This is a genomic window from Bacillus sp. bc15 (assembly GCF_900142585.1).
GTDB lineage: Bacteria > Bacillota > Bacilli > Bacillales > Bacillaceae_G > Bacillus_A > Bacillus_A cereus.
Map to the genome: position 1 here is coordinate 150,463 of NZ_FRBJ01000003.1, position 13,303 is coordinate 163,765.

A 13,303-nucleotide genomic window follows, 5' to 3' on the forward strand; every position below is an offset into this window, starting at 1 on the left:
CTTTCGCTTTTTCTTCTTCCGTTACTTCTTCTGTTCCTTCTCTTTTCTGCTTCGCTAACGCTGCCGCTTTTGCTTTTGCTGCCGCTGCTGCACGTCGTTTTGCTTCTTCTATAGTAATATCATCATTTTTTGGTAGCGCTTTCTCTTTTTCTTGATCTTCTGCCTCAAGCTCACTTATTTCCGCCTCGTGTTTCGCTACAAGGCGTTTTCTCGCTTCTTCTTTTGCACGCCTAGCTGCTTCTTTTTTCAGATCCTCTAAATCTTTGTTTGGATTACTCATTTATTCGTCACCTGCTTCCCGGTCTTTGCTTCGTAACGAATTTTTTCTTTTAATTTATTAATTCCATAAATTAAAGCAGCCGGATTTGGGGGACAACCAGGAATATACACATCAACTGGTACGATTTGGTCTACACCTTTCACAACAGCATATGAATTTACATACGGACCACCCGCTGTCGCACAAGATCCCATCGCAATAACCCATTTCGGTTCAGGCATTTGATCATATAAACGCCGAACAATAGGAGCCATCTTCTTCGTTACTGTTCCCGATACAATCATGACGTCCGATTGCCTTGGTGAAGTTCGAAAAAATGACCCAAATCGATCTAAATCATAATGTGATGAGCCTACTCCCATCATTTCAATTGCACAGCACGCCAGTCCGAATGTCATCGGCCATAAAGAATTGCTCCTCGCCCATCCTTTCAACTGTTCCAATGTAGAAAAAAAGATATTTCGTTCTAATTCTGCTCGCTCATTTGGATGTAATTCCTCAAAATTTATAACCATTGTAACACCTTCTTTTTCCAAGCATACGCTAATCCAACTAGCAACATTACAACAAAGATGAGCATCTCAATTAATGCAAATAAACCTAGCTTGTCATACGCAACAGCCCAAGGATATAAAAATAAAGTTTCTACATCAAAGATCACAAACAATAAAGCGAAAATATAATAACGAGCATGAAACCTAATATTTGCATCGTGAAAAGGCTCAATTCCACTCTCATACGTCGTCGCCTTTGCTGCACTTGGTTTATTTGGGCGCAGCATCCTTCCTAATGTAAGAGCCACTACCGGCAGCAATATACCTAATAGCAAGAAAATCAAAACGATCATATAACTATTTTCATATACACTTGCCATTGTGAAACCCTCCCCCCCTAAATTAAGAACAAGTTCACATAGTAAACAATATGTCCTAGTTGCAGTAATTATTATTTTTAAATTTTTCTAAATAATGCAACTATTCTAATCATTATAGCAAACTTCAAATTCCTATGTCGATATGTTGGGAGACAGAAACAAGAATTATTAAAATCTATCTTTACAACTTGCTATAATTGTGCAAAATAAATATAAAACTTATATATGCTTTTCAAGGAACCGTAGGTGATATAAATGAAAAAACAAACACATGTAAGTATTCTTATAAGCATTGTATTGCTGTCCATAACGCTTCACTACGTAGCGATGCCTTTTCTATATGAATACTCATTTCCTTTTCAGCTATTAATCGGAACGAGTACCCTATTAATTGATATTATCGCTTGTAGTTATATTCTTTACTTTTCAAACACGAAAGAAGGGCTACCTCGTTTATTTTGGATCATATTATCTGTTGGAGCTCTCTCTTATTTTATCGGTGATATAGTCGTTGCCTATCAGCGTTTAATTGTAAAGGACTTCTATACGTTCGTTGATCCGTCTGATTTTTTTTACTTACTTTTTTTAGTTAGTTTTGCATTTGCCTTTCTATACGAAATCATTTACAACCGAGATTTATTAGAAAAACTTTTTATGCTATGTGATATTTGTATTATCGTTACAGCCCAATTTACTTTAAGTTACTACTTACTTATTGAACGAACCATTCACATCTTTACAACATCCTATATCGACATATTTGTTCAACTTACCTATCCAATGGCTGATTTACTCTTTCTCTTAATAGGAATCAATCTTTTATTCAAACCACTATCCTTATTACCTAAAAAGGTTGGTGCGCTTCTTGGCAGTGCTTTAATTTTATATGCTACTACCGATGCGATTTATGCTTATATAAAATACTTCATACCAGAGTATTCTATGTTTACAGTTACTCCTTTCTATCAAGTAACCTTAGTACTAGTAGCAATTGCCTGTATTCTCCATACAAAAGAACCTGAAAAACAAGAACAAGTACTACTAACACTTAAAATTGGTGAAGCAATCCGATTATCATTACCGTATATTTCGGTAGTAATGCTTATTGTTTTTATATTAGTCGAATACGTTTTTGCACCTATTATAGTAATCGGACTTATAATAACTTTCTCTTTCGTTCTCATACGTCATAGTTTAGTTCGAAAACAAAATAAAATATTATTGCTAGCTCAAATGCAATTCAACTCAGAACTCGAGAAACAAATTGAACTACGTACAGAAGATTTAGTAGAACAGAAAAATGAACTCTATCATAATCAACAAATGTTTAAATCTTTATACGAGCATCATCCAGATCCAATCTTCACATTAGATTTGTACGGTAATTTTCTCAAAGTAAATAACGCTGGTACTACTTTACTTGGTTATCAAACGAATGAATTATTAAATCAGCCTTACTATTCACTCATATACGAAGAAGATTTAGAAGAAATGATTAACGCCTTTCATCGTGTAAAAAAGGGATATTCTATCTCTTTAGAAATACGGGCGTACCATAAAAACAGAGATATTTACTACTTGCACGTTACCGCCGTACCGATCTTTTTAAAAGAGAAAATTTCTGGGGTTTATTTAATGATTAAAGATATTACGGAAAGCAAACAACAACAAGAACAAATTAATTTCCTAGCATACCATGATACTTTAACAGAGCTTGCAAATCGTCGTGCATTTCATCAACATTTAGAACAGGCAATTGCACGAGCAAAAGTATCGAAAAAGTCTTTTGCTGTTATGTTTCTCGACCTAGACCGTTTTAAAGTTATTAATGATACCCTCGGTCATCGAGTAGGAGACCTATTGCTTATCGCAGTAGCAAAAAGGCTCGAAAGAATATCAACATCAAATATGAAACTCGCACGGCTAGCTGGGGATGAGTTCACGATCCTTATCGAAAATTACAAAAAAAAGCCAGATGTCCAAAAAATGGCTGATATGATTGTAGCGGCCATGAATGAGCCATTTGAAATCGAAAATCAACATTTACAAATCTCACCAAGTATCGGAATTGCAATATATCCTGAAGCAGGTGAAGATCCGCTATCCATTTTGCAGCATGCTGATATGGCCATGTACGAAGCAAAGAATAAAGGAAAAAACGGTAGCACTCTTTACACGAAAGAACTATATAAAAAAATGGAGCGAAAAGCTCGAATTGAAAAAGATTTGCCAATCGCTTTAGTAAACAAAGAATTTTATCTCGTTTATCAACCACAAATTGATACGACAACAAATAAAATTATCGGTGCTGAAGCTTTAATACGGTGGAAACACCCGCTATTAGGTGACATTTCACCATGTGAGTTTATTCCAATTGTAGAAGAGACGCCACAAGTAGTCCCACTTGGACATTGGGTATTACAAGAAGCTTGTCTCCAATTAAAAATATGGCATACCTTTGGCTACCAAAATTTAAAAATAAGTGTTAATTTATCTGCAAAAGAGTTCCGGCAAGATCAATTAATCGAAAACATTTCACAAATATTAAACGACGTGCAAGTCGATCCAAAATATGTAACCCTCGAGTTAACAGAAAGAATTGCAATGATTGACGAGAAAGAAACGTTATTGAGACTGAAGCAATTAAAAGAATACGGTATCCAAACTTCCATTGATGACTTCGGTACTGGGTATTCTTCTCTTGCTTATTTATCAATTTTTCCAATCGACACATTAAAAGTACCGAGAGAATTTACACAATTAGCTGATCATCGTCCTGAAGAACGAGCCATCGTTTCTACAATCCTTTCCCTCGCAAATACTTTAAATCTTTCAGTCGTTGCCGAAGGAATTGAAACCGAAAAACAGCTTAAGTTTCTGCAAAAACATAAATGTAAATATATGCAAGGTTACTATTTCAGTAAACCACTTACTAGCAATCAATTTATAAAGTTTCTACAAAAAACCCCCAGTATGAACAAATAATTCATACTGGGGGTTTTATAGTGCTAAATATTTTTCTCATAATATTCTTCTGCGATCTCTTCGTAAAAAGCCGCAGATGTTGTGTAGAAATATGGAATTAACCATAAGAATCCAATCCCTAACGTAATACAACTTAATATAAACCAACCGATAAAACTTAAACATAAAATGAAATACTCCATCTTATGTCCATCCATCATACGACGACTTTCTGTAATAGCTTGGTTCAGTGAATACTCAGGATGATCATTTATAATAAAGTATGTCATCGCATAAGAAAATGATTTAATAATACCTGGAATAACGAACAATAACGTCCATAAGAAAAGATAAAGATTTACTAATAAATATAATAAAAATGATTTTAGAAATCTCTTTCCCTCTGAAAACCAAATGAATACATTACCGATACTAGCTTGATTTTCACGAAGGATATTTAAACCAAGGTAATATCCACCTAAAGTTAACGGTCCAGTAACAAAAAATGTAAGAATATTCGTTGAAAGTGAACCATTTGTTTTTTGCCAACCGAAAATTAAAGAAAATCCCCAATCAACACTAAAACTAAAAGCCGTGATAAGAATTGAAATGAGCAGTGTAGCCCCAACAGCTAATCCCCATTTCCCTTCTAATGAATCTAGTGCTTCTCCTTTTAGATCACTAATCATGCGTAGCCTCGCCTCCTATACACAATAATTCTATTAGTATAGCATGTTCCTATTGAAATTCACCTTTTGAAATGTAGCGATAAAAGTGTGCTGTCGTTGTACTCATATACGGACTAAGCCAAAGAAATCCTATTCCAAAAGTAAGAAGCGCTAAAACAACCCAGCCTATGAAGCTCAGCCATAAAAGAAACAAATCTAACTTATGACCCCTCATAAGATTCTTACTTTCCTTCATCGCCTGCGAAACACTATATTCTGGATTTTCAATCATCACATAGTACGTCAGTGCATAAGAAAAATACATCACAATCATACCAACAATTGAAATTGCTAATAGTACGAAGAAAGCTATTGTAAACGACAGATTTCCTTCTTCACCTAAGAATATGAATAAACCTGTTAACAACATCGGAATCCATGTACCTGTATATAACAAAATCGCAAGCATTGCCCACATTGTTTTCATCATTCTTTTAAAGCCACGAAATCCTTCGAATAAGTAATCTACTTTAGCATCTTCTCGTTTACTAATCTGTAAAAATACATTTGTATAACCATATGACGTAATCCCATACGATGCGTTACTCAAAATTATCATAATGCAATAAAAAATTCCAAAGGTAATACCCGCTCCAATTGACATCTTTTCCGCTTCAAATGATCCAGTCACACTTACAACTAAAAGAAATATAATAATTCCTGGAATTAATAATATAAGCATTGCAGCCATCGAAACGACATAACTTAAAATAAAATATAAAATCGTTGATCCAACACCTAGTCCCCATTTCCCCTTTAAAGAGTACAATGCTTCTCGTTTCATTTCACCGATCATTGATTCATCCCCTTCATAAAATATAAATTGCTGTACACTTCTACTTATACAAGCATCAATATAATTATACCAGTTTTGTAAAATTATCCATAAAATACACAAAAAAATCCGTAAAGGCAAGGCCCTTACGGATTTTTTTACTTCATATCAGAAACATTTAAACGGTTCACAGCACGTTGTAATGCCATTTCTGCACGTCTAAAGTCAACATGTGCTTGTTTGTCTTGCATACGTTGCTCAGCGCGACGCTTCGCTTCATTTGCACGATGGATATCGATATGGTTTGCTTCTTCAGCAGATGATGATAATACAGTTACTTTATCTGGACGAACTTCGATAAAGCCACCGCTTACTGCTACATAATCAGTGTGTCCACCATTTTTCAGACGAACTGCACTAATTTTTAATGGTGCAACAGTTGGAATGTGACCTGGTAAGATCCCCATTTCCCCACTCTCTGCTTTTACACTTACCATTTCTACTTCTTTTTCGTAAACCGGTCCATCAGGAGTTACAATACTGACTGGAAATGTCTTCATACTTCGTCCCTCCTAAGGCCTTACGCCATCATTTTCTTCGCGTTCTCAATAACTTCTTCAATACTACCAACAAGGCGGAATGCATCTTCTGGAAGGTCATCATATTTTCCTTCTAGAATTTCTTTGAAGCCACTAACTGTATTTTTTACAGGTACGTAAGAACCTTTTTGACCTGTAAACTGCTCAGCTACGTGGAAGTTTTGAGATAAGAAGAATTGAATACGACGAGCACGATGTACAACTAACTTATCTTCTTCAGATAACTCATCCATACCTAAGATAGCGATGATATCTTGAAGTTCTTTGTAACGTTGTAAAGTTTGCTGCACTTGACGTGCTACTTCATAATGCTCTTCTCCTACGATTTCTGGAGAAAGTGCACGAGATGTAGATGCTAATGGATCTACGGCTGGGTAAATACCCATTTGTGTTAAACGACGCTCTAAGTTTGTTGTTGCATCTAAGTGAGCGAATGTTGTAGCTGGTGCTGGGTCAGTATAGTCATCGGCTGGTACATATACCGCTTGGATAGACGTGATAGACCCTTTATTTGTAGATGTAATACGCTCTTGTAATTGACCCATTTCTGTTGCAAGTGTTGGTTGGTAACCTACCGCAGATGGCATACGACCAAGAAGGGCAGATACTTCAGAACCCGCTTGCGTGAAACGGAAGATGTTATCGATGAACAGAAGTACGTCTTGTCCTTGCTCATCACGGAAATGCTCAGCCATTGTTAAACCTGTTAATGCAACACGTTGACGTGCTCCAGGTGGCTCATTCATTTGTCCGAATACCATCGCAGTTTTCTTGATTACGCCAGAATCGCTCATTTCGTGGTATAAGTCATTACCCTCACGAGTACGCTCACCTACACCAGCGAATACAGAGATACCACCGTGCTCTTGTGCGATGTTGTTAATTAATTCCTGAATTAATACTGTTTTACCTACGCCGGCACCACCGAATAGACCGATTTTACCACCCTTAATGTAAGGAGCAAGTAAGTCTACTACTTTAATACCAGTTTCAAGAATTTCTACTTTAGTAGATAATTCTTCGAATGCAGGTGCTTGACGGTGAATTGGATCACGGTGTACATCCGCAGGAAGTTCACCATCTAAGTCAATTGCATCACCTAATACGTTGAATACACGACCAAGTGTTGCATCACCAACTGGTACAGAGATTGCTTTACCAGTATCTTCTACTTCTGTGCCACGAACAAGTCCATCTGTGGAAGACATCGCAACTGTACGAACTGTATCATCACCTAAATGAAGTGCAACTTCAAATGTTAAGTTCATGCTTCCGTTTTCGTTGCTTTGTTTTACCGTAAGGGCGTTGTAGATTTCTGGTAGCTTTCCGCCATCAAACTTAACGTCTACAACCGGACCCATGATTTGCGTAACGCGCCCTTTATTCATCGGGTTCCCTCCTAGCTTTCTTTTAATTAGCCAGCTCTCTAAGCGAAGTCGGCTTTTAATTTTTTATTAGTTTAGCTTACGCGACTCTTTTGAAAGAGCCGCTTCCACTTTTTATTGAATCTAGTTCTAGCGGCTAGAACAGTCGGTCATTTCGCGCCTTCCTGTGAGGCAAACTACGCCTCTTCGTCAGGAGCTCCAATGCCCTCCTGTTCTGGACGAGCCGCTTCCACTTTTTATTACTATTCTAACGCTGCTGCTCCACCAACGATTTCCGTAATTTCTTGCGTAATCGCTGCCTGACGCGCACGGTTGAATGAAAGTGTAAGTGAATCGATAACTTCCATTGCGTTGTCTGTAGCACTCTTCATTGCTGTCATACGCGCTGCGTGCTCACTTGCTTTACCATCTAGTAATGCACCGTACACTAAGCTTTCTGCGTATTGTGGCAATAATACTTTTAAAATTTCTTCTTCAGAAGGTTCAAATTCATAAGCTGTCGTCGGTTTGTCAGACGCCACATCAGTAAGCGGTAAAATTTTATTTTCCGTTACTTCTTGTGAAATTTTACTTACGTAATGGTTGTAGTAAATATACAGCTCATCATAAGCACCATCTGCGAACATCGCAATTGCTCGAGAAGCAAGATCTTTAATATCAGTAAATGATGGGTGGTCAGATAATCCAACTACTTCATCAATGATGTTAAAGCCGCGACGTTTTAAATAATCACGTCCTAGTCGTCCAAGTACAATAATTGAATATTGATTTGAATCCATATTATGACGTTCACGAATTACGTTACTTACTGTACGTAATACGTTACTGTTATAACCACCTGCTAGTCCGCGATCAGATGTAATAACGATGTATCCTGTACGCTTTACAGGACGCGCATTTAGCATTGGATGATTAATTCCTTTACTTCCTTGCGCAATGCTCGCTACTACTTCTTGAATCTTTTCCATATACGGAACGAAAGATTTAGCATTTTGCTCTGCACGGTTTAACTTAGATGCAGATACCATCTCCATCGCTTTCGTAATTTGACTCGTTTTCTTTGTCGAGGTAATCTTCGCTTTTATATCGCGTAAAGATGCCACAGGTTTTCACCACCTTTTTTCCGGAAGTTGGCACGATTAGTAAGAATCCTCTTCCTAATCTACGTTGCAAGATATTCTTGCTCATGATTGAAGGAAAAGAATAGGTGCACCTACTCTTTTCCTTTACATAACCGTCAGCAATCTCAGAGTCTGAGATGCCTTATATATTATCTAGCGTCGGCGGCTTGTACGAGCCGCTTCCGCTTTTATTAATCTAGTTCCGCCTCTTAGCCGATGAGGCTGAACAGTCGGCTTCACTTTTATTATTATTCAGAAGCTACGAATACTTTTTTAAATCCGTTAATTGCTGCTGCAAATTTGTCGTCATCCGCAAGTTTCTTAGTTGTGCGGATTTCTTCTAATAAGTCAGTCGCATTAGAATCTAACCAAGCATGGAATTCTTCTTCGAAACGAGTGATATCTACTACCGGGATATCATCTAGGAATCCACGTGTTAAAGCGTAAAGAATGATAACTTGTTTCTCTACACGTAACGGTTTGTGTAATCCTTGTTTTAATACCTCAACAGTACGAGCACCACGGTTTAATTTCGCTTGAGTTGCTTTATCAAGGTCAGAACCGAACTGAGCGAACGCTTCTAACTCACGGTAAGATGCAAGGTCAAGACGAAGTGTACCTGATACTTTACTCATTGCTTTAATCTGAGCAGATCCACCTACACGAGATACAGAAGTACCAGCATCGATCGCTGGACGTACGCCAGAGAAGAATAGGTCAGATTGTAAGAAGATTTGTCCATCCGTAATAGAAATTACGTTTGTTGGGATGTATGCTGATACGTCCCCTGCTTGTGTTTCGATGAAAGGTAGTGCAGTTAAAGAACCGCCGCCTCTTGCATCACTTAATTTTGCTGCACGCTCTAATAAGCGAGAATGTAAGTAGAATACATCCCCTGGATAAGCTTCACGACCTGGAGGACGACGTAATAGTAATGACAGCTCACGGTAAGCCGCTGCTTGTTTTGATAAGTCATCATATACTACTAATACGTGTTTACCATTGTACATGAACTCTTCACCCATTGTTACACCAGCATAAGGAGCTAAGTATAATAATGGAGCTGGTTGAGAAGCAGATGCAGTTACAACGATTGTGTACTCTAATGCACCGTGCTTACGTAGTGTTTCTACTACGTTACGTACAGTTGATTCTTTTTGTCCGATAGCTACATAGATACAAATCATATCTTCATCTTTTTGGTTAATGATTGTATCAAGTGCAACTGCTGTTTTACCAGTTTGACGGTCACCGATGATTAACTCACGTTGACCACGGCCAATTGGTACAAGAGCGTCGATCGCTTTAATACCTGTTTGAAGTGGCTCATGAACAGATTTACGATCCATTACACCTGGTGCTGGACTTTCGATTGGACGAGTGTTTGTTGTATTGATTGGGCCTAAACCATCAACTGGTTGACCTAATGGGTTTACAACACGACCAATTAGTTCTTTTCCTACTGGTACTTGCATGATGCGACCAGTACGACGAACTTCGTCACCTTCACGGATTTCTGTGTAAGGTCCTAAAATGATAATACCTACGTTGTTTTCCTCTAAGTTTTGTGCTAGTCCCATAACGCCGTTAGAGAACTCTACAAGCTCACCAGCCATAACGTTATCAAGACCATGAGCACGCGCAATACCGTCACCAACTTGGATAACTGTACCAACATCACTAACTTCGATTTCAGACTGATAGTTCTCGATTTGTTGCTTTATCAGTGCGCTAATTTCTTCAGCTCTGATGCTCATGTGCTTCACCCCTATCTATTCTTCATTAATTCACGCTGAATACGTGCTAATTTTCCTTGTAAACTTCCGTCATAAATGCGATTTCCAATGCGTACTTTAATTCCGCCTAGTAAATCTTCATCTACAACATTTTTCACGCGAATTGCATCTTTTCCCGTTCTCTTTGCAAATGCTTCTGCAATGTTAAGCTTCTCTTCTTCAGATAGAAGACGAATAGAATATACAGTTGCATCCGCTACGTTACGTTCTTCATTAGCAAGAACAACATATTCATCTGCAATTTCAGGTAAGATATCAATACGCTTGTTATCAATTAAAATATATAACGTATTTAAAATTGATTCAGAAACAGATCCGAATACGTTTGCAAGAAACGTTTTCTTCTGCTCTTTTGAAATGTTCGGTTGCGTTAAAAAGCTATGTAGTTCTCCGTTCTTTACATAAACGTTTTGTACAAGGCGTAATTCTTCTTCAAACATTTCTAATACGTGTTTTTCTTTTGCAATTTTAAAAAGAGCGACAGCATAACGTTTTGCTACAATCCCATTGCTCATCGCGCTTCTCCTACTTCTTTAATATAATCGCGAATTAACTTAACTTGATCTTCTTCTTTTAATTCTTTTTCAATTACTTTAGAAGCAATTTGAACAGATAAAGAAGCGACTTGTTCTTGTAAAGCAGCAATCGCTTGCTCTTTTTCGCGTTGAATTTCTTGTACAGCAGATGCTTTAATTGATTCTGCTTCTTCTTTCGCAGCAGCAACAATAACATCCTTTTGATCTACAGCTTGTTTTTTCGCTCTTTCGATTAACTCTTGTGCTTCAACACGTGATTGTTTTAACATTTCACGTTGTTCTTCTACTAACTTCTTCGCTTCAGCGTTACTTCTTTCTGCAGCGTCGATTTCATTAGTAACATGCTCTTCACGTTCTTTCATAATTCCCATTAAAGGACCCCACGCAAATTTGCGTAGCATTACTAATAGAATTAAGAAAATGAACAATGTATAAGCAATCGTTCCAAATGGAATGGCAGCTCCTAATAATAAAGTTGGCACAAGGATTCACTCCCTTCAAAATATCTAAATTGATCATATGAAAAAAAAAGACATACGTTTCGTTCATAAAGCAATGGCGAAGAAAGTTCGGAAAAACACTCTTCGCCATCTATGTAAGGGGAGTCTCCCTTATTTGTTCATTACGATGAATGCAATAACTACACCGATGATTGGAAGTGCCTCAACTAAAGCAACCCCGATGAACATAATTGTTTGAAGTGCGCCTTTTAATTCTGGTTGACGAGCAACACCTTCGATTGTACGTGATACGATAAGACCGTTACCAATACCTGCACCTAATGCTGATAAACCAATTGCAATTGCAGCTGCGATTACACCTAAACTCATTTAATTTGTCCTCCTTTGTATTATAAAAAAATAAATTTTTTCTTACTTAAATTATATTAATGGTCATGACTTACTTTATGAGCCATATAAACCATCGTTAACATAACGAAAATAAATGCTTGGATTGATCCAACGAATACACTGAATCCCATCCATGCTAACATTGGTACAAGCGCACCTAATGCTCCAAGGAATGATGCCCCGCCTAACTTAGCAAGTAATCCTAATAAGATCTCACCTGCATAAATGTTACCGAATAAACGAAGACCTAACGTTAATGTGTTAGCAAACTCCTCAATAACCTTTAATGGGAATAAGAATTTCATAGGTTGGAAATAACCTTTAACATACTCTTTCGTACCCTTCATCTTAATTCCATAATAATGGGTGAGGGTAACTACCATCACGGCTAATGTTAATGTAACTGCTGGATCAGACGTTGGTGACCTCCACCATGCAATATGTTCGCCAGCTTCAGTTGCTGAATACATGAATGGTAAACCAAGGAAGTTCGATACGATGATAAACATGATAAGCGTAACGCCAAGCGTTAAGAAACGTCCACCTGTTTTCCAGTCCATCGTACTATTGATAATCCCTTTCACGAAGTCAAACACCCATTCCATGAAGTTTTGCATCCCGGTTGGGCGAAGGGCTAAGCTGCGAGTTCCGATAACAGCGATTAAGAAAACAATAACTGCTGCTACAGTAACCATCATAACTGATGACAAATCGAACGTTAAACCTAGAAATTCAACTAATTTACCGTGTTCCACTAGTAATTCACCTCTCTTCCCTGCTCTTATACTCTAAATAAAGAAAATCTATGATCATGACAAGGTATCCTGTCAGCAATCCTACACCTAAGCCCCACATCGCAATTAACTCTTGATATTTGGCTGCAAATAAAATTAATAACCCAATCGTGGCGAATCTTGAATATGTACTTACAGCTGTCGCCTTAAACTTCACGTTTTCTCCATTTGTTACGCGATCTAACAGCTTGTCTGTTCTACGTGCAATGATGCGCAAACTAAGAAAACTGAAAATCGTTCCGATAATCAGCCCAAGAAATACATCCTTGTAAGAGGTAAATCCCCATCCTAGCACTAGAAGCGCAAGCAAGTAGTACATATATTTCTTTTGTCTTTGGACAAGTCCATGTACGTCTATCATCATTGCTCTCCCGAATAGTAATGTCGAATGAGTCGAATCATTGCGTATACCCCTGTTCCTAACCCGAGTAATAACCCTATAATAAGAAACAATGGAAACGTTCCAACCTTATTATCAATCCACTGCCCACCAAAGATTCCAACAAGTATAGAACCGACTAACTGAGCAAGAATTCCTGACATTAAAGCATATGCTTTTATATGGCTGCGATCGTTTTTTTGCAAGGATTCATCCCTCCA

Annotated in this window: 15 protein-coding genes and 1 pseudogene; 1 reads left to right on the top strand and 15 read right to left on the bottom strand. The window is 37.7% G+C overall.

Annotation, left to right across the window (positions count from 1 at the left end):
- The 3 genes and pseudogenes from BUA87_RS14515 to nuoA all read right to left on the bottom strand — a co-directional run.
- A pseudogene (locus BUA87_RS14515) lies at nucleotides 1-280 on the bottom strand (NADH-quinone oxidoreductase subunit C); the annotation flags it as partial.
- Nucleotides 277-795, bottom strand: coding sequence for an NADH-quinone oxidoreductase subunit NuoB (gene nuoB, locus BUA87_RS14520; protein ID WP_000236331.1), 519 nt, complete (start codon nucleotides 793-795; stop codon nucleotides 277-279). The gene nuoB and the pseudogene BUA87_RS14515, both read right to left, overlap by 4 nt.
- Nucleotides 786-1,154, bottom strand: a complete 369-nt coding sequence (gene nuoA / locus BUA87_RS14525; RefSeq protein ID WP_000179273.1) for an NADH-quinone oxidoreductase subunit NuoA — start codon at nucleotides 1,152-1,154, stop codon at nucleotides 786-788. Before nuoA ends, nuoB begins: the two co-directional genes overlap by 10 nt.
- Nucleotides 1,155-1,409: 255 nt before the next feature.
- Here nuoA and BUA87_RS14530 point away from each other — a divergent pair, with 255 nt between their 5' ends.
- Nucleotides 1,410-4,139, top strand: coding sequence for a putative bifunctional diguanylate cyclase/phosphodiesterase (locus tag BUA87_RS14530; RefSeq protein ID WP_000745000.1), 2,730 nt, complete (start codon nucleotides 1,410-1,412; stop codon nucleotides 4,137-4,139).
- Nucleotides 4,140-4,162: 23 nt separating this feature from the next.
- Here BUA87_RS14530 and BUA87_RS14535 read toward each other — a convergent pair whose 3' ends face one another.
- The 12 genes from BUA87_RS14535 to BUA87_RS14590 form a co-directional block, all read right to left on the bottom strand.
- Nucleotides 4,163-4,807, bottom strand: a complete 645-nt coding sequence (locus BUA87_RS14535) for a DUF975 family protein (RefSeq protein WP_000622468.1) — start codon at nucleotides 4,805-4,807, stop codon at nucleotides 4,163-4,165.
- 49 nt (nucleotides 4,808-4,856) lie between these two features.
- Nucleotides 4,857-5,642 carry a DUF975 family protein gene (locus BUA87_RS14540; protein WP_072940104.1) on the bottom strand — a complete coding sequence of 262 codons (786 nt, stop codon included), beginning with the start codon at nucleotides 5,640-5,642 and terminating at the stop codon, nucleotides 4,857-4,859.
- Between the two features lie 137 nt (nucleotides 5,643-5,779).
- Nucleotides 5,780-6,181 carry a F0F1 ATP synthase subunit epsilon gene (atpC, locus tag BUA87_RS14545; RefSeq protein WP_000847215.1) on the bottom strand — a complete coding sequence of 134 codons (402 nt, stop codon included), beginning with the start codon at nucleotides 6,179-6,181 and terminating at the stop codon, nucleotides 5,780-5,782.
- Nucleotides 6,182-6,201: 20 nt separating this feature from the next.
- Nucleotides 6,202-7,608 (bottom strand): F0F1 ATP synthase subunit beta, encoded by a 1,407-nt coding sequence (gene atpD, locus BUA87_RS14550; RefSeq protein WP_001032596.1) that lies wholly within the window; start codon nucleotides 7,606-7,608, stop codon nucleotides 6,202-6,204.
- A 239-nt stretch (nucleotides 7,609-7,847) separates the two neighbouring features.
- Nucleotides 7,848-8,708: a F0F1 ATP synthase subunit gamma gene (gene atpG, locus BUA87_RS14555; RefSeq protein WP_000157703.1), complete on the bottom strand. Its 861-nt coding sequence runs from the start codon at nucleotides 8,706-8,708 to the stop codon at nucleotides 7,848-7,850.
- A 266-nt stretch (nucleotides 8,709-8,974) separates the two neighbouring features.
- Complete coding sequence (gene atpA / locus BUA87_RS14560) at nucleotides 8,975-10,483, bottom strand: F0F1 ATP synthase subunit alpha (protein WP_000027521.1); 1,509 nt, start codon at nucleotides 10,481-10,483, stop codon at nucleotides 8,975-8,977.
- Nucleotides 10,484-10,494: 11 nt separating this feature from the next.
- The gene (gene atpH / locus BUA87_RS14565; protein WP_000064682.1) at nucleotides 10,495-11,037 is read right to left on the bottom strand and encodes a F0F1 ATP synthase subunit delta; all 543 of its coding nucleotides are present in this window, start codon (nucleotides 11,035-11,037) and stop codon (nucleotides 10,495-10,497) included.
- Complete coding sequence (gene atpF, locus BUA87_RS14570) at nucleotides 11,034-11,540, bottom strand: F0F1 ATP synthase subunit B (RefSeq protein WP_001142615.1); 507 nt, start codon at nucleotides 11,538-11,540, stop codon at nucleotides 11,034-11,036. The genes atpH and atpF overlap by 4 nt, the downstream gene beginning before the upstream one ends.
- A 129-nt stretch (nucleotides 11,541-11,669) precedes the next feature.
- Nucleotides 11,670-11,888, bottom strand: a complete 219-nt coding sequence (gene atpE / locus BUA87_RS14575; RefSeq protein ID WP_000052064.1) for a F0F1 ATP synthase subunit C — start codon at nucleotides 11,886-11,888, stop codon at nucleotides 11,670-11,672.
- Nucleotides 11,889-11,944: 56 nt separating this feature from the next.
- Nucleotides 11,945-12,664 carry a F0F1 ATP synthase subunit A gene (atpB, locus tag BUA87_RS14580; RefSeq protein WP_000399870.1) on the bottom strand — a complete coding sequence of 240 codons (720 nt, stop codon included), beginning with the start codon at nucleotides 12,662-12,664 and terminating at the stop codon, nucleotides 11,945-11,947.
- Between the two features lie 7 nt (nucleotides 12,665-12,671).
- The gene (locus tag BUA87_RS14585; RefSeq protein WP_000567600.1) at nucleotides 12,672-13,064 is read right to left on the bottom strand and encodes an ATP synthase subunit I; all 393 of its coding nucleotides are present in this window, start codon (nucleotides 13,062-13,064) and stop codon (nucleotides 12,672-12,674) included.
- A complete protein-coding gene (locus BUA87_RS14590; protein WP_001171223.1) occupies nucleotides 13,064-13,288 on the bottom strand; it encodes an AtpZ/AtpI family protein in 225 nt (74 codons plus the stop codon). Before BUA87_RS14590 ends, BUA87_RS14585 begins: the two co-directional genes overlap by 1 nt.
- Between the last annotated feature and the right edge of the window lie 15 nt (nucleotides 13,289-13,303).

What these genes read in the sequence shown, in the direction of transcription:
- BUA87_RS14535 (WP_000622468.1), bottom strand. Translation starts at nt 4,807, where the DNA reads ATGATTAGTGATCTAAAAGGAGAAGCACTAGATTCATTAGAAGGGAAA.
- atpD (WP_001032596.1), bottom strand. Translation starts at nt 7,608, where the DNA reads ATGAATAAAGGGCGCGTTACGCAAATCATGGGTCCGGTTGTAGACGTT.
- atpH (WP_000064682.1), bottom strand. Translation starts at nt 11,037, where the DNA reads ATGAGCAATGGGATTGTAGCAAAACGTTATGCTGTCGCTCTTTTTAAA.
- BUA87_RS14530 (WP_000745000.1), top strand. Translation starts at nt 1,410, where the DNA reads ATGAAAAAACAAACACATGTAAGTATTCTTATAAGCATTGTATTGCTG.
- atpC (WP_000847215.1), bottom strand. Translation starts at nt 6,181, where the DNA reads ATGAAGACATTTCCAGTCAGTATTGTAACTCCTGATGGACCGGTTTAC.
- BUA87_RS14540 (WP_072940104.1), bottom strand. Translation starts at nt 5,642, where the DNA reads ATGATCGGTGAAATGAAACGAGAAGCATTGTACTCTTTAAAGGGGAAA.
- nuoB (WP_000236331.1), bottom strand. Translation starts at nt 795, where the DNA reads ATGGTTATAAATTTTGAGGAATTACATCCAAATGAGCGAGCAGAATTA.
- atpA (WP_000027521.1), bottom strand. Translation starts at nt 10,483, where the DNA reads ATGAGCATCAGAGCTGAAGAAATTAGCGCACTGATAAAGCAACAAATC.
- BUA87_RS14585 (WP_000567600.1), bottom strand. Translation starts at nt 13,064, where the DNA reads ATGATAGACGTACATGGACTTGTCCAAAGACAAAAGAAATATATGTAC.
- nuoA (WP_000179273.1), bottom strand. Translation starts at nt 1,154, where the DNA reads ATGGCAAGTGTATATGAAAATAGTTATATGATCGTTTTGATTTTCTTG.
- atpE (WP_000052064.1), bottom strand. Translation starts at nt 11,888, where the DNA reads ATGAGTTTAGGTGTAATCGCAGCTGCAATTGCAATTGGTTTATCAGCA.